The organism is Ralstonia psammae (genome assembly GCF_958405935.1).
GTDB classification, from domain to species: Bacteria; Pseudomonadota; Gammaproteobacteria; order Burkholderiales; family Burkholderiaceae; genus Ralstonia; species Ralstonia psammae.
The window spans coordinates 267,219-289,849 of sequence record NZ_CATZBU010000004.1; the positions used below are offsets into that span (position 1 = coordinate 267,219).

Sequence of the window (22,631 nt, forward strand, 5' to 3'; positions counted from 1 at the left end):
TGCTCATGCGGCGGCGACTGCGCTGCGTTCCTGCATCTGCCGCGCGATGTCGGAATATTGGTTCGACTTGATGGCCAGCGTGTCGGCCAGGGCGCGGTAGGTCAGCGCCAGGTACTTTGCGGCGGCAAAGCTGCCGCGCCCGAATACGGCGGCGTCCAGCTTGGGCTGCTCGCCAATCTCCAGGCACTTCAGGAAGGCGTTTTCCGCCATCGGCAGCCATTGCTTCTCGGCCTGCGCGGGGTCTTGCGCGGCGGCTTCGAACATCAGGTGACCGAGCATGTAGAAGTAGTCGGGCGAGCCGGACCACTCTTCCATCCATTCACCCGCCAGCGTGATGGCCGCGTCCAGTTGCTTCGATTTGGAAAGACACGCCAGCAGGCAGATGCACAGGTCATGCCGATACGGCGCCGTCTTGGGCGCCATGGGCAGCGCGCGCTGGTAGTGCGCTGCGGCCTGGGCCGGGTCGGCCTGGTTGATCTCAAAATCCTTGCCGAGCTGGTAGAGCACATACGGGTCATCCGGATGCGCGGCCAGTTCCAGTTGCAACAGGGTCTGGTTGCGCCCGCGCTTTTGATCCAGCTTCGCGTTCATGTAGCCATCGTGGCCGATCACGAGCGGCAGGCGCACACGCTGCAGGTTGGCATTGGGCTGCTCGTGGATGCGGCCCTTGTAGCGCACGCCGCGCGGCAAGAGGCGGGCGATCCAGCTGTTGGAATGCTCCACGTGGCCGGAAATGTCGTATTCACTGCGGATGCACACCACGCCCAGCAGCGGGCCGAAGGTGCAAGCGTTGCGCAGCTCGTCCGTGCCGGCCTCGATCCATTCGTCGGCGTCCAGCACGAGGTTCCAGTCCGCATTGGCGGCGGCCAGCGCGGCATTGCGGGCGGCGGAGAAGTCGTCCACCCACGTGAAATGGTGCACCTGGGCGCCGCACGCCTTGGCAATTGCCACGGTGTCGTCGGTCGAGCCGGTGTCCAGCACGATCATGCGGTCGACGTGCGGCTTGGCGCTCATCAGGCAGCGCTCAATGCAAGCGGCCTCGTCGCGGGCAATGACGACCAGCGCCAGACTGCCCTTGGCGGGGTGGGCGCGGTGTTTGGCGTGTTTGGACATGCGGCGCGAAGAAAGGGAAACCTATAAAAGTGACGTTAGATCGACATGCTCATGATGCTCTGGTACGCCGAGACGAACTTGTTGCGCACCTGCACCGCGGTCTGCATGTCAATGTTGGCTTTCTGCAGCGAGAGCATCACGTCGTGCAGATCGACGTCGTTGTTGCCCATTTCGAAGCTGCGCGAAACGGATTCGGCTTTCTGTTGCGACGCGTCGACCCGGTCCAGCGACGACTTGAGCACTGCGCCAAAGTCAACGCTGACCTTGGCACCGTCCCCCGCGGCCGAACCGACGCCTGCGCCAATGCCGCCGACCGTGCTGGACGGCGCCAGCACGCTGTTCATCAGCGAGACCACCGAATTGGCGTTCGTAATATCCATGTGAAGACAACTCCTTTTTGCTGGTATTGCTTGCGGCGCTGCTGCTTGGTTGCCTTGGCCGGCTTTCCGGGGGGTGTTTTCCGCCCTGGCCGGTTGGTCGCTATGGCGCCACGGTGATGCAAAGGTAGCCGCCCGCCCGCCGTTCCCAAGCGCCCAAAAGAGCGGGAAAACGCCCTCTTCTTGCCGATTTGCTTGCGCACCCACTGCCGATAATGGCAACCACGGAGCCATGCCCAGACTTTGGGTAAGCGCTCAAGCAACGTAGTCAGTCAGGAGATTTGGGATGCCAACGACAGCCGATTCGGTTGCTGTCGCCGACACGCTCGGTACGGTGGATATGCCAGCGGTAGGCCAGGGCGCGATGACGCGCCAGAAAGCGGGAGGTGCAGGTGCGCTGGACGCACTGGGCCCGCTCGGCCGTCTGTCGCCGCGTCTGCTGATGATGATCGGTGGTGCGGCGCTGGTGGCTGTCATTGCCGCCGCGATGCTGTGGAGCCGCGCTCCGGACTACCGCGTCCTGTACAGCAATGTGTCCGACAGTGACGGTGGGGCGATCATCGCTGCGTTGCAACAAATGAACGTGCCGTACCGCTTTGCCGAAGGCGGCACCGCCATCATGGTGCCCGAGACGAACGTGCATGAAGCCCGCCTGAAGCTCGCTTCGCAAGGTCTGCCCAAGGGGGGGCAGGCCGGCTTCGAGCTGATGGAAAACCAGAAATTCGGTACCAGTCAGTTTGCCGAGCAAGTCAATTACCAGCGCGCCCTGGAAGGCGAGCTGGCCCGCACCATCCAGGCCATGCAAGAGGTGCAATCCGCCCGCGTGCATCTGGCGATGACCAAGCCGTCGGTGTTCGTGCGCGAGCAGGCCAAGCCCAGCGCCTCGGTGCTGCTCAAGCTGTATCCGGGCCGCATGCTCGACCGCTCGCAGGTGCAGGCCATTGGCCACCTGGTGTCAAGCAGCGTGCCGAATCTGCCGCTGGCCAACGTGACGGTGGTCGACCAATCCGGCCGCCTGCTGTCGTCGTCGTTCCAGGAGAACGCCTCGGGCCTTGACCCGACGCAACTCAGCTATGTGCGCGACGTCGAGCAGGGTTACATCAAGCGCATCGAGGCCATCCTCGGCCCCGTGGTGGGCGAAGACAACGTGCGTGCGCAGGTGACGGCCGACGTCGATCTGGACAACACCGAGCAGATGGCCGAGACATACCGTCCGAACCAGGATCCGGCCAACGCAGCCGTGCGCAGCACGCACACCGCGGAAGCAACGCAGAACAAGGCCGACGCCCAGGGCGGCGTTCCGGGTGCGTTGTCCAATCAACCCCCGACCGCGCCGCGCATGCTGCCGACCGCGCCGGCCCCGGCCTCGGCGTCGCAACCGGCGGCAACCGGCCCGAATGGCCAAGCGCAACAACCGGGGGCTGCCAACACGAGCGGCACCGCGACCAGCGGCACTGCGTCGAGCACCCGCGACACCACCACCAACTACGAAGTCGACAAGACCGTGCGCCGCACCCGCGCCGCAGTGGGCACCGTGCGCCGCCTGTCGGTGGCCGTGGTGGTCAACTACCGCGGCGACGGCAAGACCTGGAAGCCGTTGTCCGAAGCCGAGATGACCAACCTCAACGCGCTGGTCAAGGATGCCGTGGGCTTTGACGCCAAGCGCGGCGACTCCGTGAACGTGGTCAACAGCCAGTTCTCGGGCACGCTGCCGATGTCCAAGGACGACCTGCCGCTGTGGAAGCAGCCGGAGATGATCCAGTACGCCATTCAGGCAGCCAAGTATCTGGCGCTGGCAGTCGGCTTCCTGATCCTGGTGTTTGCGGTGATCCGTCCGGCGATCCGCTCGATGAGCAAGAAGGACGAGCCGGCCACGCCCACCTTTGTGGGCCGCGAAGGCGAAGATCCGAACGCCCCGATCATCACCGGCGCCGCGGCCTCGGCCGGCCCAGAGCTGGAAGGTCCGGCGATTGTCGGCGCCGATTCCGAAGAGCTGCCGGACGCGCTGCCGCAACTCAAGAACAACGACTTCGAGAAGAAGCTCGAGACCATGCGCCGCGTGGCGCAGAGCAACCCGCGCGCAGTCGCGGCCGTCATCAAACAATGGGTGAATAACGAATGAGCGCCGAAGGACTCCAACGCAGCGCCATCCTGATGATGTCGCTGGGCGAAAGCGAAGCCGCCGAAGTGCTCAAACACCTGGGCCCGCGCGAAGTGCAGAAGCTGGGCGCGACCATGGCCGCGCTGAAGAACGTCTCGCGCGAGCGTGTGCTCGACGCCTTTGACGCCTTCTTTGTCGAAGCAGAAGACCTGCCGCTGGACGTGGATTCCAACGAGTACATCCGCACCGTCTTCCGCAAGGCCCTGGGTGACGACCGTGCCGCCAACATCATCGACCGCATCCTCTCGGGCGGTGATACCAGCGGCATTGAAGGCCTGAAGTGGATGGATGCATCGTCGGTGGCGGAGCTGATCCGCAACGAACACCCGCAGATCATCGCCACGATCCTGGTCCACCTGGACCGCGATCAGGCTTCGGAAATTCTGACCTATTTCACCGAGCGCCTGCGCAACGACACCATCCTGCGTATCGCCACGCTCGACGGTATTCAGCCCAGCGCGCTGCGCGAGCTGAACGACGTGCTGACCAAGCTGCTGCAAGGCAACGACCATCGCAAAAAGAACGCAATGGGTGGTGTGCTCACGGCAGCGGAAATCCTCAACCTGGTGCCGAGCGCAGTGGAAAGCTCCGTCATCGAAGGCGTGCGCTCGCGCGATCCGGAACTGGCCGATGCCATCGTCGAGAAGATGTTCGTGTTCGACAACCTGATCGACCTGGACGGCCGTGCGCTGCAGACGCTGCTGCGTGAGATCAGCCAGGACGTTCTGGTGGTTGCCCTCAAGGGCGCCAAGCAGGAGTTCCGCGACAAGGTGTTCGCCAACATGTCGCAGCGTGCCGGCACGATGCTCAAGGAAGAGCTGGAAGTGCTGGGCCCGGTCAAGGTGTCGGAAGTCGAAGCGCAGCAAAAGGAAATCCTGGTGGTTGCGCGCCGCCTGGCCGACGAAGGCGAGATCACCATCGGCCGCAAGGCGGAGGACGCGTATGTCTGACCGTGCTGGCCGCTTTGCTGTGATGGGGCGCTGAGATGCCGCGCCCGCCGATCATCTCGCGCGACACGCTGGTCGAATACCAGCCGTGGGAGCCGACCGACTTCGAGCGGCAGGCCGCGCTGGCCGCCGCTGCAGCCGCGCCGCCGCCTCCGCCGCCCGAGCCCGAAGAGCCGCCGATTTCCGAAGAGGAATGGCAGGCGGCGCTTGACGCAGAGCTTGCCACCGCTCGCGACGAAGGCCGTCGCGATGGCTTTGCGCAGGGCTTTCAGGATGGTTTCGAGCAGGGCCGCCGCCAGGGCGAGGAAGACTCCAGGCACATCGCTGTGCTGATGCAATCGGTGCGCGAGGCGATCGATCAACTGAACGGCAGCGTTGCTGAAGAACTGGTCGACTTGGCCCTGCAGCTTGCGCAGCAGTTCCTGCACGGCGCGCTGCACGCGCAGCCGGAACGCATTCTGCCGCTCGTGCGCGAGGTGCTGGGCGATGCGCCCACCGCACCGGCGCCTGCCATGCTGCGCGTGCATGCCGACGATGCCGAGCTGATCCGACAGACGCTGGGCACCGAGCTGGCCGCCGCCGGCTGGACGCTCATCGCCGATGCCGCCATTGAGCGCGGCGGCTGCCGCGTGCAGACCCGCTTTGGCGAAACCGATGCCACGCTGCAAACCCGCTGGGCTGAACTGACCCGGGCGCTTGGCCGCGATACCGCGTGGCTGGCCAGCGAGCGCTCCGAAGCCGAGCGCGTGGCAGGAGGTGCGCTCCATGTCGCCTGAAATCGTGCGGCCGCCGGTACAGGCCGCCGCAGACAATTCCAACGTGCGCATGTGGCAGACCCACCTTCGCCAGACGGCTCAGCGTGCGCGCGTGGCGCGTCCGGTGGTGACGTGCGGCAAGCTCACGCGCGTGGCAGGTCTGGTCATGGAGGCCGTGGGCCTGAAGCTGCCTGTGGGCAGCGCCTGCCGGGTGGAACTGCCGCATGGCCGTCACGTGCTCGCTGAAGTGGTGGGCTTTGCCGAAGAACGCGCCTTCCTGATGCCGCAGACAGATCTGGTGGGCGTGGTGCCCGGCGCGCGCGTGTTTCCGCTGGAACCGCAGCGCCTGCCGGCCGACGCTGCCGACCCGACGATTTCGCACAGCAAGTTCCTGCCCGTGGGTCCGCGCCTGCTGGGCCGTGTGGTGGACGCCAACGGCGAGCCGCTCGACGGCAAGGGGCCGCTGGGCGCGCATGAAGACCTCGCCTGGGGCACATTGAACCCGGCACCGCTGAACCCCCTCAAGCGCAAGCCGATCGAGCATGTGCTCGACGTGGGCGTGCGCGCCATCAATGGTTTGTTGACCGTTGGCCAGGGCCAGCGTCTGGGCCTGTTCGCCGGCTCCGGCGTCGGCAAGAGCGTGTTGCTGGGCATGATGGCCCGCTACACGCAAGCCGACGTGGTGGTGGTGGGCCTGATTGGCGAGCGCGGCCGCGAAGTGAAGGAATTCATCGACGAGATTCTTGGCGACGAAGGCCTGGCACGCTCGGCCGTGGTGGCCGCGCCGGCCGACACGTCGCCACTGATGCGCCTGCAGGGCGCCGCTTACGCCCACACCATTGCCGAGTATTTCCGCGACCGCGGCTGCAACGTGCTGCTGATCGTCGATTCGCTCACGCGTTATGCGATGGCGCAGCGCGAGATCGCCCTGGCCATCGGCGAGCCGCCGGCCACCAAGGGGTATCCGCCCTCGGCGTTTGCCAAGCTGCCGGCGCTGGTTGAACGTGCCGGCAACGGCATGGTGGACGCCAACGGCCGTGGCGGCTCCATCACCGCGTTCTACACCGTGCTGGCCGAAGGCGATGACCAGCAAGACCCGATTGCCGATGCGGCGCGCGCCATTCTGGACGGCCACTTCGTGCTCTCGCGCAAGCTGGCAGAACAGGGCCACTACCCGGCCATCGATATCGAACAGTCGATCAGCCGCGTGATGTCGGCCATCGTGCCGCGCGAGCAGCTCGACACGGCCCGCCGCTTCAAGCAGCTCTACGCCCGCTACCAGCGCAACCGAGACCTGATTGCGGTCGGCGCTTACGCGCGTGGCAGCGACCCGGTGACCGACCAGGCCATCGCGCGCTACCCCGACATGGAAGCGTTCCTGCAGCAGGGCATGTTCGAGAACGAAAGCCGCGAGCACACGCTGGAAAAAATGCAGGGAGTGCTCGCATGACATGCGCGCTTGACAGTGTGAAGACGCAAGCCTTGCGCAAGACGGTGGCTAAAGCCGCCGGGTTTGCGTCCGATGGGTTGATGTAACGGGAAACTGGAGGGTCTACCGATGACCACCCTGAACAAGCCGTTCCGCCTCGAAACCGTGCTGGAACTGGCCCAGAAGGACACCGAAAAAGCCACGCAGGAAGTCGGCCGCCTGATGAACACACGCGAGGTCGCCACGCAAAAATTGGCGCTGCTGTCCGACTACCGCAACAACTATCACCAGCAAATGCTGAGCACGGCCGAAGGCGGCATGGACGTTACGCGCCTGCGCAACTACGCAGCCTTTATCGACCGCCTGGGCAATGCCGTGCACCAGCAGAAGGGCACCATCAACGCGCTGGAGCAGCAGCTTGCGATGAGCCGCGCCAACTGGCTTGAAAAGCAGCGCCGCGAGCAGTCGTTCGACATCCTGCGCCAGCGCCACATTGAAGAGCAGCGCCTGGACGAAGAACGCCGAGCCCAGCGCGACAACGACGAACACGCCGCCAAGGTGATCCGCATGCGTGCGGCACAGGGCGGCAATTGAAGACCAACGCGAACACGCAGTCGCAAGATGGAGTCAACGTGGGTTTGAGTGCCACCCCCAACGCCGCTGCCAAAGACCTGGGCGCCATGCTGTCGGCTGGCAATACTGCTGCCGCCGACAAAACGCAGGCTTCCACCTCGGGCACCGATACCTTCGGCAACCTGTTGTCGGACCGCATGGCCCAGGACGCCGCGCGCCGCCGCGCCGACGCACAATCCGCCGCCGACGATGCCGGCCGCCGCGTCGATCTCGCCCGCAAGGACGTCGCGCGCGTGGGCGCTGCGCGCAACGATCAGGACGCCAAACCGGCCGACGGCAACACGCCGGCACAGGCTGTCACCACGCCTGCCAGCAGCACCCCAGATACGGCCAGCACCAAGCCGGCGCAGCCTGCCAGCGCCAAGGATCTGGATACCGCCGCGCAGCAGGCGGTGGTCGATCCGGCGGCTCAACTGGCCGCCCAGATCGAGGCCGCGCGCCAAGCCGCGCAGCAGGCCACGGCCGTGCCACAGCCGGTTGCCCAGCCTGTAGCCCAATCGAATACCAACGCCGATACCGACACGGCGACGCAGGCTGCCGGCAAATCATCCGCAAATGACACCGCCGCACTGGCCGCCGCCAGTGCTGCCGCTACCGGCACGCAGGGCGCGGCTGACCCGGCCACGACGGCGCAAGCCGGCCAGGCCAGCGTGCCCGCCGCGAAGGACACCAAGGCCAACGCCGCAAACACGCCGACGCCGCCCGCCACCGCACTGCCCGACGGCAGCACGCTGGCCCAGACCATGGCCCGCACGCGCGCCGTTGCCGACAACACGCCGGCCGCCGTGCGCCAACTCGGCAGCACATCGTCTGCACAGGGCGCCAATGCCGACCACGGCCTGCCGCGCCGCAGCGATCTGAACGCACACAACGCCGCCACGCAAACGGCCACGGCCGCGGTAACCGATGCCACCAGCCACGCCAGCAATGGCGCCAACTCCGGCAACACTGGCAACACGGATAACGCCGGTACGCAAGCCAATGCGCAGGGCGGCGGTACGCAGTTCCAGGGCGTGCTGTCGCGTGCCAATGCCGACGCGGGCATGGCCGCGCCTACCTTTGCGGTGGGCGGCGCCAACGCTGGCGCAGCGGCATCGATCACGCCGCAGCCAGTCCACACGCTGCCCACCTTTGGCGATGCCGCGTGGCCCCAGAGCATGGCCAGCCAGCTCGCCTTCATGCAAGTGCATCGCCAATCCTCGGCCGAACTGCAGTTGAATCCGGCCGAGCTGGGCGGCATGCACGTCAAGCTGGAAGTGGACAACGGCGCCGTCAACGCGAGCTTTGTCTGCCAGCACCAGGCCGTGGCCGAACTCGTGCAGGACGCCATGCCGCGCCTGCGCGACGCCATGCAGCAAGGCGGGATGCAGCTTGCGCAAACGTCTGTCAGCACGGGCGACTTCAGCCAGCAGCAGAGCGCGGGGCAAGGCACGTCGGCGCAAAACCAGGGTGGCGGTTCGGGCAACGGGGGCAGCGGCAGCCGTTATGGCAGCAGCGGCTCGCAAGACCGCGCCGATACGCTGACGGTGGCGCCGCGCCGTGTTTCCAGCCACGAAGGCGCGATCGATACGTTTGCCTGACGCTTGCCGGCAGCGCCTAAAGTTCGACGCAACCCTGCCGTTAGTACGCAGGAGTGCCATGCAAAAATGGCCAGCCGCAAGGCAACGAAAAGAAGGGCGGGAAATAACAACGCGAGCACGCCGCGCATACGTTTGACGCGGCAGCGTTGCCAATGAATAACAAGGGGGTCAAGTCCGACTGGCGAAGAAGGGATCAAACGGGGATCATTTCGCCACATCCGTCCTCGGGCGGATGCACACGGACCGATGCGGGGTGTCCGAGCCGGGGGGCTGGCGCACCGCATGTTTGCCGTACTTACGGGAGAGCGCGCCGCGAGGCGCGCTTTTTGTTTTTGTGCGCCGGCTTCGTCGTCAAGGCGCGCGCATGTGCGGAAAGCGGAAAGCGGAAAGCGGAAAGCGGAAAGCGGAGAGCCGAAAGCCGAAAGCCTCAGGCGCCCGCTTCCGCCGTCGCCAGTGTGGCGGGCGTGACCGACACCACGTGCTCCACGCCATAGCCGCGCTCGACCCACGCATCGATACCGCCATGCAGGGGACGCACGCGCTTGAAGCCGCGACCCATGAGCGTGCGCGCCAGCATCACGGCAGACGCTTCGTTGGGGCAGGCGCAATAGATGATGATCTCGCGGTCGGGGCCGTCGATCTCGATCGCGCGGTGGCTGCTGGACATGTCATACAGCATCGCCCCCGGAATGCGCTGCGGTTGCAGCATGCGCGAGCTGTCAGCGCGCACATCGATGATGACGGGTGCCGCGCCGGATTCGATCAGCGCGTGCAGCTCGTCGGGCGAGATGCGCGCCATCTCAAGCATCTTGCGAAAGCGCCAGCGCTGCAGCCAGCGCGCCGCCACATACACCGCCGCCAGCAAAGCGATCAGCAGCACGGCACGCGTGCCGAGCAGGTCGAGTTGGCGCAGCGCCTGGTCGATGCTGTCATGCGCCACGCGGCCCAGCAGCAGCCAGAGCGTGGCCCACACCGCCGAGCCCACCAGGTTGTACAGCGCGAACGTGCTGAACGGCGTGCGCATCGTGCCAAGCAGCGCAGACGACACGGTCGACAAGCCCGGAATGAACTTCGCAACCAGCAGCATTGGCGCGCCCCAGCGCTCGAACTGCGTGCGCGTGCGCCGCACGCAGGAATCGGGCGACAGCGATACGCGGCACAGCAGAGCCATGACGTGCCGGCCGTAGCGCTTGCCTGCGAAATACCACAGACCGTCGCCCAGCAGCGCGCCAGACACGGCGGCGGGCGCCAGCTCCATCACGTACAGCGGCCCATGGAAGGTGAGCGCACCGGCCACCAGCAGCGTCGGCACGGCCGGCAGTGGTGCGCCGGCTTGCGTCAGCAGCACATTGAGGAACACGGCAAACGCGCCGTATTCGGCGATCAGGGGAAACAGGTCATGCATGGCAGGAGGGGCGCGGCAGGGGGCAAATGCGGCTGCCAAGTTACCGCATTCCGCCGCCGCCCGATAGCCATGTCACCCGAATGCGCTCGGCAATATGCGGTTCGTGTGTAATCGGCGTGACAATGAATGCCTCACACCGCTTCCGAAACCCGCGCCATGTCTTCTGCAATGCCCACCCACGCTTCGGCTTCCGTGCACGAATCCGGTGCTGTCGCCATCCGCCCGGCTACGGTGGCGGATCTGCCGACTATCGTCGGCATCTACGCACATCACGTGCGATCCGGCACCGCCAGCTTCGAGATCGACGCCCCCGATCTGGCAGAGATGACGCGCCGCTTTCATGCGCTGCAGGAGGCCGGCATGCCCTACGTTGTGGCCGAAGCGGGCGGCGTGCTGCTCGGCTATGCGTATGCCGGCCCGCATCGCGCGCGGCCTGCGTATCGCCATACAGTGGAGGACTCCATCTACCTTGACGGCGCCGCGCAGGGGCGGGGCGTCGGGACGTTGCTGCTGGAGGCACTCATCGGTGAATGCCAATCGCGCGGTTTCAAGCAGATGGTGGCGGTGGTGGGCGGCGGCCGCGAGAACCCAGGGTCAGCCAAGCTGCACGCGCGCTGCGGGTTTCGAGAGGTGGGCGTGCTGGAGGCGGTGGGCTACAAGTTTGGGCGCTGGCTGGATTGTTTGCTGATGCAGCGGGCCTTGTGAGGCAAGGGAAGGGCGGCCGCGTCGCACGTTCGGCAGGCCCCATGCCTTGCAGGTTGCTTCAAGAATACGGTGCAGTGTTTCGGTTTCAGTCATTCGGTTTGCGTCAGGTTGGCTGAACGCAGCGCGTTCAGGTGGTGGTGCGCACGAGCACGGCCAGATACATCGCGCCGCCGGCAAGCAACCCCATGCCGATGACGAGCAGCCAGTCGACAAAGGTCGCGTTGCCGCTGGTCGCAGGCCCTGGATCGGCGTTCGGGTCATGCTCCATGAGGGTCTCCGTCAGAGGAGGTGCGCATCCCTGGCCGCTTTGTCGGCATGTGGAACTCCGCCAACCGCGCCGAGCTTCCCACCACCGCCGGCCTCCTTGATGAAGCCGCCAGTGGCGTTGTCCTCTCTGACGTTGAAGCCCAGCACGAGCGCGAAGCCGAAGCTTTCCACAGCAACGCCCAGCAACTGAAAGACTTGCAGGATTGGGTGATGCAGCAGAGGGAGGCTGCGAAGCCTCAATAGATGTTGGGCGTGCTGCGCCCAATGACGCTCAATCGATGATGTCGGCGCAGGCGTCGGTGGGTGCGGCCGCCACATGCCCCACCAGCGGCACCATCTTCAGGCCCGCCGATGCCACGCGGCACGGCGCGGCCACCACGCCACAGCCCGAAAGGAATGCAACACCAAGGAGCGACACAGCGAGCAGAAGGCGTTTCATCGTGGCTGGGTTTGAAAGCGAATGCCGCGCAGTGTGACACAGAGTGATTCGCCAGCCTGTGCGCGTTTGTATCGGGAAATGACAATCTGTGGCGTTGGAAAGCCATGATGCGATGCGTCAGAACGCACCCATAAAACCGGTTCGAGGGTCGCACAACGCTGACTTTGAGCAAAAAAGTCACATCCGACGTTTGCGCAAATTGACTCGCCAGCCTTTGCTGCAGGCCGCAAAGTCACTGTTGATGCGGGTTTTCCCGCAATTTCACATATCGCAACAATAAATTGTCTGTCGCGACATTTATTGTCTGGACAGGCTGGCCTACGATGACTTCATCGAATGCGGCGCCGCAGCGAAAAGAAGATCAGGAAATGTCCGGATCACCTGCCCGACGCGCTGCGCCCATCTGGAGAAGACATCATGAAAGCCCAACGTACCCTGATTGCTGCCCTGATCGCCCTGGCAAGTGTGCCGGCCCTGGCAGCAGCCAAGTTTGACGTGTACACGCAAGGTGCTGCGCAAGTCAGCCAACGCTTCGACGTGTATGCGGATGGCGCCAAGGCTGGCGACAAGTTTGACCCGTACACGCAAGGTGCCAAGGCCGGCGACAAGTTCGATCCGTACACCCAAGGTGCCAAGGCCGGCAGCAAGTTTGACCCGTACACCGAAGGCGCACTGGCCCGCGCCGGCAAGTTCGACACCTATACCGAAGGTGCCAAGGCTGGCAGCAAGTTCGACCCGTACACCGAAGGTGCACTGGCCCGCGCCGGCAAGTTCGACACCTATACCGAAGGTGCCAAGGCCGGCAGCAAGTTTGATCCGTACACCGAAGGTGCCGTGGCCTGAGCCTGGTTCCTCCCGCAAGAACGCCCGCACACTGCGGGCGTTTTTGTTTGTGTCACCGGGAAGCGCGATGATTGCGAACCGAGTCGCCATTGCCGCGTCTCACTCTCATCGCAATCAGGAAGCCATGATGATTCGTTTCCGTCGTCCGACCCGCTCCCTCCTGAGCCTTACGCTGGTGGCGGTCGCCATGCTGGCCGGCTGTGCGACCGTCACCCCGGGCCCATTCCAGATCACCGTGCGCGATGCCGATGACACGGTGCTGGAGCAATTCCAGTTCCAGGCCGGGTCGCAGGGGTCGCTTGAGACGGCCATGATCGGCATGTGCCGCGTGTATCCGGAAGCCACCGTGACCGCAGAGCAGCTCTCCACGCACGAACGCCTGCAGGAGCGCTGCAAGCGCTCGTTTGCTTCCATGCTCTCGCTGTCTTGATGACGTCCTGATCGTCCTGATGCCGCGCTGAAGCGGCTACCATGTCGCCTCATCGGCTGGCGTTGCCGGCCTTGTGTGAACACCCCGAACACGCACCCGAGACGCATGTGAACCCGCAAGACGAGTCCTCCGAGATTTCCCAGGTTTCCCGCTTTGCGGCGACACGGCCGCGCCTGCTGGCGTCGTTTGCGCTGGGTGCCGTTGCCGCCGCCGTTGTGCCTGTGCACGGGTGGCTCGTGCGCCTGCTGCTCGGCTGGGACATCGCCGTGTGGGCGTACCTGATCCTGATCACCGCGATGATGTTGCGGGCGGACCCTCTCCGCATTCGGGCCGTCGCCCGCCGTGAGGACGAACGCGCCTCTGCCGTGCTGGCGGTGATCTGCCTCGGTGTGGTGGCCAGCATGGTGGCAATTGCGTTTGAACTGGCGACAGCCAAGTCGGCGGGGCATGCGCAGACGTCGCACTACGTCTTCACCGGCATCACGGTGCTGGGCGCGTGGTTCATGGTGCCGATGATGTTCACGGTGCACTACGCTCATCTGTATTACCGTGCGCCCCACGAGCCGCCGCTGCGGTTTCCCGACGAGCAGCTCGAGCCCGATTACTGGGATTTCCTCTACTTCTCCTTTACGATCGCGGTCGCCAGCCAGACGGCCGATATCAGCATCCGTTCGCGCGCCATGCGGCGGGCGGTACTGGGGCAATCGCTGCTGTCGTTCTTTTTCAATACGAGCATCCTCGCGCTCTCCATCAACATTGCTGCCGGTCTGTTTTCATGACGATGCTGCCTTCCGAACTTCCTCCCAGCGCACACACGCGCCCCATCAACGCTGTCAGCTATGTGCTGGTGGCGGCCATGATTGGGGCCGTGCTCTGGCTGCACTTGCTGCCGGCCGCCATTGCCGCCTTCCTCGTCTACGCGCTGGCACGCAGGCTGGAGGCGCGCCTGCTCGAGCGGCGCCCGCTGTCCAAGGGCGCGAAGGCGATTGCGGTGATCTGCGTGTCCGTCATCGCCGCCCTGATTCTTGCTGGACTGGGTATCGGGATCGGTCGCCTGGTCGAGCACGGGCACGGGCTCGAAGGCATGCTCACGCGCACTGCCGACGTGCTCGACAACCTGCGTGAATCGCTGCCGGCGGCGGTGGTCAATTACGTTCCGCAGTCGGTGACTGAGCTGCGTGTGCAGCTTGTGCAGATGATCAAGGAGCACGGCCATCAGGTTTCGACTCTCGGTATCGACGGGTTGCGTGCCAGCGCATTGATGCTGGTTGGGCTGATCCTGGGGGCGATGGTGGCGTGGTCGGAAACGCCGGATTCCGTGCACCACAAGCCGCTGGCCGCAGCACTGGTGAGCCGGCTGAGCCGGTTGACCGATGCCTTTGAGGCGGTGGTGTTTGCGCAGGTGAAGATCTCCGCGCTCAACACGGCGCTCGCCGCCATCTACCTCCTGGGCGCGCTGCCCTTGTTTGGGCAGCATGTGCCGTATTCCAAATCGCTGATCCTGCTGACTTTCGTGGCGGGGCTGATTCCGGTGGCCGGCAACCTCATCTCGAACACGGCCATCGTGGTGATGAGCGTGACCGCATCGTTGGAGCTGGCGGTGGCGTCGCTCATCTTCCTGGTGGTGGTGCACAAGCTGGAGTACTTCGTGAACGCGCGCATCATCGGCAGCCGCATCGATGCGCGCGCGTGGGAGTTGATCCTCGCGCTGATTGTGATGGAGGCGCTGTTTGGCGTCGGCGGCGTGATTGCCGCGCCAGTGCTGTACGCCTATATGAAGCGCGAGTTGACGGACGCCGGGCTGATCGGCTGACGCGTTTCTCGTGTTGATGCGCGGGGTGACCCGCCAGCGCCCCCGCGCTGACGGCATCGGCAGAAAAGAGCGCGCCCTACGGGACGAGGGGCGCGCAATAACTCGCTGACCGAGAGACGTCAGCGAGCCGAGGGTCGGTACACGGGAACGAAGCGGGCGGCGGGCGCGTGGCGTTGCCGGTGACATCCACGGCTTCGGAGGTGACGAAGCAGCAGACGACCCGGTCGTCGAGCAGGGCCTGATAGAAGAGGTCTCCCATCGCGCGGCAGAGCGTTCCCGTTAGCAGGATCATCATGGTTCTCCCCTCCGATGTTGGCCGATGTGCGGCATCGTCGATGCTGGTCATCGGTTCGTGTTGCGGACCTTTGTTGTGCGTGTGAAGTTGCCCACGCATCGGAGTCCGACAGGCCGTCGGCACTGGCGCCGCGCTGGCGCTTCCGGCGTCGTGCTGCAGTCCATGCTGGCGAGTATAGAAAGCGTCTCCTGAGCGGCCATGCTCCGAACGGAGTAGCCCTGCGCGCGAATATGGCTAACAGGTTAGCTGCCTGCCAGGGCAAGCTGGGCAAGGGTTTGTGGGAAGAGGGTAGGTGGTTTGGTGGAAACGGCGCCGCGCGGGCTGACGCTTTTGCCCCGACAGTAATTTGTCCGGTTTGCGCTAATCGTTGTCGAATTTGCGGTAACACGCCTGCACCGTTTAGGCGCAAGATTGAGCGCTTCCTCGCCTCGTTATCGTGACCTCAAACCATCATGCAAACCACCGCAAACGGCACGGCTGCTGCGTCGGCAACTTCCGCCGCGCAGGCCGACAAGACCGGCTTTGGCGTGATCGGCGCCATCAGCTTCGCGCACTTCCTCAACGACATGATGCAGTCGTTGATCCTGGCGATCTATCCGCTGCTCAAGGGCAACTTCCACCTCGATTTCTCGCAGATCGGGCTGATCACGCTCACGTACCAGATCACGGCGTCGCTGCTGCAGCCGATGGTCGGGCTGTATACCGACAAGCATCCGAAGCCATACTCGCTGTCGGTGGGCATGGGCTTCACGCTGGTGGGGCTGGTGCTGCTATCGGTGGCGCCCAACTTCGGCACGGTGCTGCTGGCGGCGGCGCTGGTGGGCACGGGCTCGTCGATCTTCCATCCGGAATCGTCGCGCGTGGCGCGTATGGCGTCGGGCGGCCGCCATGGGCTGGCGCAGTCGCTGTTCCAGGTGGGGGGCAATGTGGGCAGCGCGATGGGTCCGCTGCTCGCGGCAATCATCATCATGCCCTATGGGCAGCACAGCCTGGCCTGGTTCTCGATTGCGGCGCTGGTCGCCATTTTCGTGCTGTACCACGTGGGCGGCTGGTACAAGCGTGAACGTGCGGCGGGCCATGGCCGCAAGGCCGGTGGTCGCGCGCATGCCGCGATCAGGCTGTCGGGCAAGCAGGTGGCGTTTGCGATGACGCTGCTGGTCGTGCTGCTCTTCTCCAAGTACTTCTACCTGGCGAGCCTGAACAGCTATTACACGTTCTACCTGATCACCAAGTTCCACCTGTCGGCGCAGACGTCGCAGCTGTTCCTGTTCCTCTTCTTGTTCTCGGTGGCGGTGGGCACGATCGTGGGCGGGCCGATTGGTGATCGCGTGGGCCGCAAGGCGGTGATCTGGGTGTCGATCCTTGGGGTTGCGCCGTTTACGCTGCTGCTGCCGTACGCCAACCTGTTCTGGACGGCCGTGCTCACGGTGATCATCGGGCTGGTGCTGGCCTCGGCGTTCTCGGCCATCCTCGTGTATGCGCAGGAGCTGATTCCCGGCAAGGTCGGGATGGTGTCGGGCCTGTTCTTCGGTTTTGCGTTTGGGCTGGGCGGCATTGGCGCTGCGGTGCTCGGCAAGCTGGCCGATGCGACCGACATCTACAACGTCTATCATCTCTGCTCGTTCCTTCCGCTCATCGGCCTGCTGACGGTGTTTCTGCCGGATATCGAGCGCAAGCGCCAGCAGGCGGCGTAACTCGCCACGCACCGCATACAGATACAGCGCGGCGGACGTCTCCTCCCGGACGATCCGCCGCGTTGCTTTTGGCGTTACTTCTCGATGGCGTGGGTCTTGCCCGGCCACACGCCCGTCATCTCGATCTCGCGCCGGCCGGTCAGCCATTGGCCGAGCGGGCTGGGCCAGTTGAACGAGTAGTTGTCGCTGTTCACCACACCCTGGAACTTTACGTCGACCTGGATATTGGTGGCGTTGAGCGGGATGTTCGCGACCGTCTTGGAGATGCCGCCGCTGAGCGAGAACTCATCGCTGCGCGGGCCTTGCGGTGTGTTGTAGCGCAGCTTAATGTGCGTGACGTAGGTGCAGCCCGGCTTGTTGTTGAAGTAGATCTCGAAGCCGCCCAGGCGCGTGATCCAGTTCGGGATCAGCAGGTTGCCGTCGAACGACGCAAAGGTGTAGGCCACCGGAATGGGTGCCGGCGCCTGCGTGCCAGGCTCGAACGGCCACAGGTGCTGGTCGACGCTTTTGGTCTGGTTGACCGACACGAAAGACCCTTTGCCGGTGGCGCTGCCCAGCATGTCATGCACGGCCCCGGCCGAGCCGGTGATCGAGAACGATGAGTTGTTGTCCTGCGACCCCACGTTCAGCCCGCTGTTGGCCAGGATCACGCTGGTCACCACGCCGAAGCCCTGCGCGATGTTGCCGCCCGAACCCATGCTGACGGACTGCGCCTGCTCGGCCAGCCACTTGATCGTCTCGGGCCGCGTGAGCTGCGTCAGGTCGCTGATGTATGACTCCGAGGCAATGCCGAATTCCGATGCGATCGACCCGACCGAGGAGAACTCCCATTTCACTTCCACGCCCGCGTTGATCTTGGTGCCGCTTTCGGGATCGGTGGCCGAGCCATCGAGTTTCACGTTGCTCTCGGTGCGGTGGACGTTGTTGGTCGATAGCTTCCATTGGTTGGGTACGGTGCGCGTGTTGATCGCCACGCCCGGCGTTTCCGGCTTGACGGGCGTGAAGTCGCCGGTGTCGGGCGACACAAAACCGACGGCGCCGGGTTTGATGGCGGGGGCGAGTGTCCAGTTGCCCCAGTAAGCCGCGCGGCCGTTGCGGATCAGATCAGTGAAGGCGCGATTCCATTGCATGGTTGCACTCCAGGTACGAGGTTGTGCTGCGAGTCAGCGGGTTTGCGCGATGGCCTCCATCGCCACGTGGCGACGGGCAGGGCGCGAGGGGACTGTCTCAAACGGGATGGCGCCTGTTAATGCAGCAGAAGACCTGGGGCAGACGGCAGGGGCACAGGCATGGGCCGGCTGCGTTTTGAATGGAAGGGGAGGGCGGTGTGTGCGACATCACGCAAGCCGCGCGAGCCCCAGTGCCAATCCCAGCCCGATCAGGGTCACGCCGATCACGCGGTCCACTATGCGCTGCCGTGCCAGCAACGAACGTCGCAACGCACCTGAGGCAAACACCACCGCCACCAACGCAAACCATGCCGCATGCGCCGCCGACATGAACACGCCATAGCCGAACTGCACCGCCGGCGGCGTCCCTGGATGCACGACCTGCGTGTACGTGCTGACGACGAAAAGCGTCGTTTTTGGATTGAGCGCATTGGTGAGAAAGCCCACGCGCAGCGCGGCGCTGGCCGATAGCGTCGGGGTGCCGGCGCTCTCAGCGGATGTCTCGCCGATGGGCAACGCCTGGGCCGACAGCGTCTTCCAGCCAATCCATACCAGATACGCTGCGCCCACCAGCTTGATGCCATGCAGAAGCGCCGGCGCATGCGCAATCAGCAGCCCCACGCCGAACATCGTGTAGAGCACGTGCACCTGCACGCCCAGCGCAATGCCCAACGCGCATAGCACGCCGGCGCGCCGCCCATGCAGCAGGCTGTTGCGCGTGACCATGGCAAAGTCCGCGCCCGGGCTGATCACGGCCAGGACGGTGATGACGGCAACAGCAAGGAGTTCGGTCATGTCGGGCGCAATCGCAAAGTGAAGGTGCGCCGATTCTGGATGTGTCCGCCATCGCTGAAAATCGATTTATGATGCCGTTTTTTGGTGAGAAAAACTGACAGATGGCGCTGCCTCCGCTCAATACCCTGCGTGTGTTTGACGCTGCTGCACGGCATGGCAGCTTCGTGCGTGCGGCGCAGGAACTGCATGTGACGCACGGCGCTGTCAGCCGACAGATACGGCAGTTGGAAGCATCGTTAGGGGTGGATCTGTTCGAGCGGCGCAACCGGGCAGTCTTCCTGACACCGGCGGGCGAGCAGTTGCATGCGGCTGCTGCCGATGCGTTCGCAATTCTCACGGATAGCATCGACCGGATTGCCCGTCGGGCAACGTCCTCGGCGCTCGTGGTGTCATGCGAACCGACGCTGGCGATGCGTTGGTTGATCCCGCGGCTCTCGCGCTTTCAGGCGCGGCATCCTGCCATTCAGGTGCATCTGTTTGCGGCGGGTGGGCTAATCGATTTCGCACGCACCGGTGTTGACGTCGCATTGCGCCGCGATGACTTTGCATGGCCCGCGCACGTGCATGCGGTACCCATTTGCGACGAGTGGATCGGCCCGGTACACGCCCCGCAAGCGGATGTCGCCGTGCGCCGACGGCTGCTGCACACCGCCACGCGCCCCGATGCATGGCAGGCGTGGTGGCGGGCGAGCGGCACGGCGCGGCCGCGCGGACGGTTACCCGAGGCGCGCTATGAACATTTCTATCTAAGTTTGCAGGCGGCCCTGGCGGGACAGGGCACCGCTATCGCGTCAAGGCTGATGGCCGGTGACGACCTGAAAGACGGGCGGCTGATTGCGCCCGAAGGGTTCCGGCGTGACGGTTCGGGCTACTACCTGCTGGCCGATGCGCCTATTGCTCCGGACAGCCCGGCCGGTGCCTGGCTCGCCTGGCTGCGCGAAGAGACGGCCGCCACACTGGCGGATTAACCCAAGCCGGGCTTACGCCGCCGCATGCCCGCCGCCCAGGATGCCGCGAATGGTGGCCAGATATGCCTCGCCAACCGCCCGGTTGAGCGGTCGCGCCCGCGCTGTCGCCCGTTTGCGCGGTGGCGGCGTCAGGCCCAGCGTGCGGCAGACTTCCGACGCATACGGCCGCCCGCGCACGTCCATGCGCAACACGACTTCGTTCAGGGCCTGTTCACCCAGGCGCTCACGCAGCCAGAGCACCGTCTGGCGGTCGTACTCGTTTTCGATGCGGATCAGGTCGTCCATGGTGAGTGCTGTATAAATTTACAGTTACTGTGAATATATACAGTTGTTCACGGATTTCAAGGGCGATGTTGCGTCGAGTGACTTACTCCTGAGACCGGCGACGCCGTTCGTGAGAACCGCAGGCACGAATGACGGGATGAAACCGTGGCGGCCATCCTTTGAGAGAAGAGCCCCTCGCTTCCCGTATGGAGCGTATGGCCCCATCTTGCTCGCCTATAGTTCGGTAGTGATCTGGTGCCATCCCGCAACGTGACCGCGCCAGCATCAATGTGCTGAATATGGCATTTGATTCGTTCCGTTCTGGGAGTCGTGACATGGGCGGCGCCAATGATCAGAGACCGCACGGCGGCCTGGCGTCTGAGAGCACTATTGACACTTCCAGCCGTCGCCTGTGGACTCGATTCTGGGCTATCGCGAAGCCTTACTGGTTCTCTCAGGACAAATGGATGGCGACTGGCTTGCTTTTTCTTCTGATCGTGTTGCTGTTGGGGCAGACCGAAACCAATGTACTGTTCAATGAGCAATCCGGTGAATTTACATCGGCATTGGCGGCCAAGGATGCGGATCGTTTCTGGGCCTCCATCGTAAAATGCATTTATATTTTGATCGTGGCGGTGCCGATTTACGCATTTTACTATTTCATTAGAAACAAGTTGGGAATTCTCTGGCGGCGCTGGCTTACCAGTCATTACCTGGAGGGTTATTTCAAGGATCGGGTTTTTTACAAACTCAATTCAGATGCCGCGATAGACAATCCGGATCAACGGATGACAGAGGACATCAATACGTTTACGCAGCAGTCTCTCTATTTTTTGCTGGTGAGCATTGGTGCAATTCTGCAACTCATGGCGTTCAGCAGCGTCCTGTGGTCGATTTCCAGGTTGCTCGTCCTCTTTCTTGTGATCTACGCCATTGCGGGCACGTTGATATCGATCGTTTTCTTCGGGCGCGTCTTGATTGGGCTGAATTTCTATCAGTTAAAGCGCGAGGCGGATTTCCGCTTCAGCCTGATCAGGATTCGCGAGAATGCTGAATCCATTGCGTTCTATCGTGGTGAGGATCAGGAATATGTTCATGTGAAAGGGCGTTTTGAGCGTGTCTTCCATAACTTCAACAAGCTCATCAACTGGCAGCTGAAACTGAATTTTTTTCAGTATGGCTATGGCTTCCTGACCATCATGCTGCCCAGCGCCATTGTCGCTTCGCGCGTTCTTTCGGGGGAACTCGAAGTCGGTCGGGCCATCCAGGCTGCGGGCGCATTTGCGGCCATCCTGAGCGCCTTGGCCGTGATTGTTGACAACTTTGAAAGCCTGAGCCGATTTGTGGCGGGGCTCGATCGGCTGGACACATTCTCCATCTCCCTAACAGGGAGGCCGGCAGCACCCCCGAATGCGGAGGGCACGATAAAAGCCTTGCAGGACTCCCGCCTGGCGCTGGCCCATGTCACCTTGCAGACACCGAACCGTGAGAGGACGCTGGTCAAGGACTTGACCGTGTCGATCAACCCGGGAGAGGGGCTGCTCATTGTCGGTGTCAGCGGGGGCGGGAAGAGTTCTCTGATGCGCGCGATCGCGGGTTTGTGGAGTTGCGGCACGGGATGCATCGTGCGGCCCAAGCCAGACGAAATGATGTTTTTGCCGCAGCACCCTTACATGGCGATTGGCAGCCTGCGCAACCAACTGCTCTATCCGAACCACCAGGGTCAGCACGTCTCTGACGAGGAACTCCTTCGACTGTTGAAGAGGGTCAACCTGCCGAATATCGTCGGCAGATTTGGAGGGCTAGATGCGGAGCTGGACTGGGGGAAAGTGTTGTCCGTTGGGGAGCAGCAGCGCCTGGCAATCGCGCGTGTACTGCTCGCAAAGCCGCGCTATGCGATGCTGGATGAGGCAACCAGCGCCTTGGATATCGGCAACGAGGAAGGCCTTTACTTGCAACTGGCCGGCATGCCGATGACGCTTGTCAGCGTCAGCCATCGAGCCACACTCCTCAAATATCATCACCAAGTTCTGGAACTACCTGGGGACGGGAGATGGCACCTGCATCCGTCCAGGAACTACCGCTTCGACTGATCGTTCCGAGCCGGAGAATTGTGGATTCGCGCCCGCATCCGCGACACTTCCACGACGATCGCGCCCGTGCGGCGCTTTGATCGGCCATGAGGGGCCGCACATCCATCACTCATGGCGTACATCCGTTTGCTGATGACGCTGCACGGTGCCATGCGTACGCGGGATAGCGCTGGAATTCCGCCCCCTCCAGCGCAGAGCACGTTGCCACGCGCGCTGATCCTGCACGCCACCACCACGCTATCGCCTTGCCGCTGACAATTCCCCATGCATGGCTGACCGCTACCGTACAGACGCTTCCCTGTCAGGTGTGTCAACGTGGCGGCACCCTTGCGCGAAAGGCGACGGGCGCCCTCGCATAGCGGGTCTTCACAGACAAGCTTCGCATCGCGCCCGTTGTTCATGCAGGGGCGGCGTTTAAGGAGCGCATCATGAATAGCATCATCTGGCTTGTCGGTG

23 protein-coding genes are annotated in these 22,631 nt (G+C 63.9%); 15 read left to right on the forward strand and 8 right to left on the reverse strand.

What is annotated here, in order from left to right:
- Positions 1-3: 3 nt before the first annotated feature.
- Complete coding sequence (locus tag R2N16_RS10800; RefSeq protein ID WP_316665669.1) at positions 4-1,113, reverse strand: glycosyltransferase; 1,110 nt, start codon at positions 1,111-1,113, stop codon at positions 4-6.
- A gap of 35 nt (positions 1,114-1,148) precedes the next feature.
- On the reverse strand, positions 1,149-1,493 hold the full coding sequence (fliE, locus tag R2N16_RS10805; protein ID WP_316665670.1) for a flagellar hook-basal body complex protein FliE: 345 nt from the start codon (positions 1,491-1,493) through the stop codon (positions 1,149-1,151).
- 283 nt (positions 1,494-1,776) lie between these two features.
- Between fliE and fliF the strand changes: the two genes are divergently transcribed.
- From fliF to R2N16_RS10835, 6 genes are all read left to right on the forward strand, one after another.
- Positions 1,777-3,612, forward strand: coding sequence for a flagellar basal-body MS-ring/collar protein FliF (fliF, locus tag R2N16_RS10810; protein ID WP_316665671.1), 1,836 nt, complete (start codon positions 1,777-1,779; stop codon positions 3,610-3,612).
- Positions 3,609-4,601 carry a flagellar motor switch protein FliG gene (gene fliG, locus R2N16_RS10815; protein WP_027679900.1) on the forward strand — a complete coding sequence of 331 codons (993 nt, stop codon included), beginning with the start codon at positions 3,609-3,611 and terminating at the stop codon, positions 4,599-4,601. The genes fliF and fliG overlap by 4 nt, the downstream gene beginning before the upstream one ends.
- 35 nt (positions 4,602-4,636) lie before the next feature.
- Entirely contained in the window at positions 4,637-5,374 is a 738-nt protein-coding gene (gene fliH, locus R2N16_RS10820; protein ID WP_316665672.1) for a flagellar assembly protein FliH, read from the forward strand.
- Positions 5,364-6,803, forward strand: coding sequence for a flagellar protein export ATPase FliI (gene fliI / locus R2N16_RS10825; protein WP_316665673.1), 1,440 nt, complete (start codon positions 5,364-5,366; stop codon positions 6,801-6,803). The genes fliH and fliI overlap by 11 nt, the downstream gene beginning before the upstream one ends.
- Before the next feature lie 108 nt (positions 6,804-6,911).
- Positions 6,912-7,376, forward strand: coding sequence for a flagellar export protein FliJ (gene fliJ, locus R2N16_RS10830; RefSeq protein WP_316665674.1), 465 nt, complete (start codon positions 6,912-6,914; stop codon positions 7,374-7,376).
- 38 nt (positions 7,377-7,414) lie between these two features.
- Entirely contained in the window at positions 7,415-8,995 is a 1,581-nt protein-coding gene (locus R2N16_RS10835; protein WP_316665676.1) for a flagellar hook-length control protein FliK, read from the forward strand.
- Positions 8,996-9,422: 427 nt separating this feature from the next.
- Here the strand turns inward: R2N16_RS10835 and R2N16_RS10840 are convergent, their stop codons facing one another.
- The gene (locus tag R2N16_RS10840; RefSeq protein WP_316665677.1) at positions 9,423-10,400 is read right to left on the reverse strand and encodes a DedA family protein/thiosulfate sulfurtransferase GlpE; all 978 of its coding nucleotides are present in this window, start codon (positions 10,398-10,400) and stop codon (positions 9,423-9,425) included.
- Between the two features lie 168 nt (positions 10,401-10,568).
- Between R2N16_RS10840 and R2N16_RS10845 the strand changes: the two genes are divergently transcribed.
- Positions 10,569-11,105 carry a GNAT family N-acetyltransferase gene (locus tag R2N16_RS10845; RefSeq protein ID WP_428984120.1) on the forward strand — a complete coding sequence of 179 codons (537 nt, stop codon included), beginning with the start codon at positions 10,569-10,571 and terminating at the stop codon, positions 11,103-11,105.
- A gap of 127 nt (positions 11,106-11,232) precedes the next feature.
- On the opposite strand, the gene R2N16_RS10850 is transcribed toward R2N16_RS10845, so the two are convergent.
- Positions 11,233-11,373, reverse strand: a complete 141-nt coding sequence (locus R2N16_RS10850; protein ID WP_316665679.1) for a hypothetical protein — start codon at positions 11,371-11,373, stop codon at positions 11,233-11,235.
- Positions 11,374-11,420: 47 nt separating this feature from the next.
- On the opposite strand from R2N16_RS10850, the gene R2N16_RS10855 reads away from it, so the two are divergent.
- Positions 11,421-11,615, forward strand: a complete 195-nt coding sequence (locus R2N16_RS10855; protein WP_316665680.1) for a hypothetical protein — start codon at positions 11,421-11,423, stop codon at positions 11,613-11,615.
- Between the two features lie 28 nt (positions 11,616-11,643).
- On the opposite strand, the gene R2N16_RS10860 is transcribed toward R2N16_RS10855, so the two are convergent.
- Positions 11,644-11,811 (reverse strand): DUF6726 family protein, encoded by a 168-nt coding sequence (locus tag R2N16_RS10860; protein ID WP_316665681.1) that lies wholly within the window; start codon positions 11,809-11,811, stop codon positions 11,644-11,646.
- 417 nt (positions 11,812-12,228) lie between these two features.
- Between R2N16_RS10860 and R2N16_RS10865 the strand changes: the two genes are divergently transcribed.
- The 5 genes from R2N16_RS10865 (at position 12,229) to R2N16_RS10885 (ending at position 16,886) form a co-directional block, all read left to right on the forward strand.
- Positions 12,229-12,654, forward strand: a complete 426-nt coding sequence (locus R2N16_RS10865; RefSeq protein ID WP_316665682.1) for a hypothetical protein — start codon at positions 12,229-12,231, stop codon at positions 12,652-12,654.
- Between the two features lie 127 nt (positions 12,655-12,781).
- Positions 12,782-13,084, forward strand: coding sequence for a hypothetical protein (locus R2N16_RS10870; protein ID WP_316665931.1), 303 nt, complete (start codon positions 12,782-12,784; stop codon positions 13,082-13,084).
- Between the two features lie 107 nt (positions 13,085-13,191).
- Entirely contained in the window at positions 13,192-13,863 is a 672-nt protein-coding gene (locus R2N16_RS10875; protein WP_316665932.1) for a DUF1345 domain-containing protein, read from the forward strand.
- The gene (locus tag R2N16_RS10880) at positions 13,860-14,897 is read left to right on the forward strand and encodes an AI-2E family transporter (RefSeq protein WP_316665683.1); all 1,038 of its coding nucleotides are present in this window, start codon (positions 13,860-13,862) and stop codon (positions 14,895-14,897) included. The genes R2N16_RS10875 and R2N16_RS10880 overlap by 4 nt, the downstream gene beginning before the upstream one ends.
- A gap of 747 nt (positions 14,898-15,644) precedes the next feature.
- Positions 15,645-16,886, forward strand: a complete 1,242-nt coding sequence (locus R2N16_RS10885) for an MFS transporter (protein ID WP_316665684.1) — start codon at positions 15,645-15,647, stop codon at positions 16,884-16,886.
- Positions 16,887-16,960: 74 nt separating this feature from the next.
- Here the strand turns inward: R2N16_RS10885 and R2N16_RS10890 are convergent, their stop codons facing one another.
- Positions 16,961-18,016, reverse strand: coding sequence for a hypothetical protein (locus tag R2N16_RS10890; RefSeq protein ID WP_316665685.1), 1,056 nt, complete (start codon positions 18,014-18,016; stop codon positions 16,961-16,963).
- Between the two features lie 207 nt (positions 18,017-18,223).
- On the reverse strand, positions 18,224-18,850 hold the full coding sequence (locus R2N16_RS10895; RefSeq protein ID WP_316665686.1) for a LysE family translocator: 627 nt from the start codon (positions 18,848-18,850) through the stop codon (positions 18,224-18,226).
- Positions 18,851-18,951: 101 nt separating this feature from the next.
- Here R2N16_RS10895 and R2N16_RS10900 point away from each other — a divergent pair, with 101 nt between their 5' ends.
- On the forward strand, positions 18,952-19,818 hold the full coding sequence (locus tag R2N16_RS10900) for a LysR family transcriptional regulator (RefSeq protein ID WP_316665687.1): 867 nt from the start codon (positions 18,952-18,954) through the stop codon (positions 19,816-19,818).
- A gap of 12 nt (positions 19,819-19,830) precedes the next feature.
- Here R2N16_RS10900 and R2N16_RS10905 read toward each other — a convergent pair whose 3' ends face one another.
- Positions 19,831-20,103 (reverse strand): CppA family protein, encoded by a 273-nt coding sequence (locus tag R2N16_RS10905; RefSeq protein WP_316665688.1) that lies wholly within the window; start codon positions 20,101-20,103, stop codon positions 19,831-19,833.
- A 314-nt stretch (positions 20,104-20,417) separates the two neighbouring features.
- On the opposite strand from R2N16_RS10905, the gene R2N16_RS10910 reads away from it, so the two are divergent.
- Positions 20,418-22,175 (forward strand): ABC transporter ATP-binding protein/permease, encoded by a 1,758-nt coding sequence (locus R2N16_RS10910; protein WP_316665689.1) that lies wholly within the window; start codon positions 20,418-20,420, stop codon positions 22,173-22,175.
- Positions 22,176-22,631 lie beyond the last annotated feature (456 nt).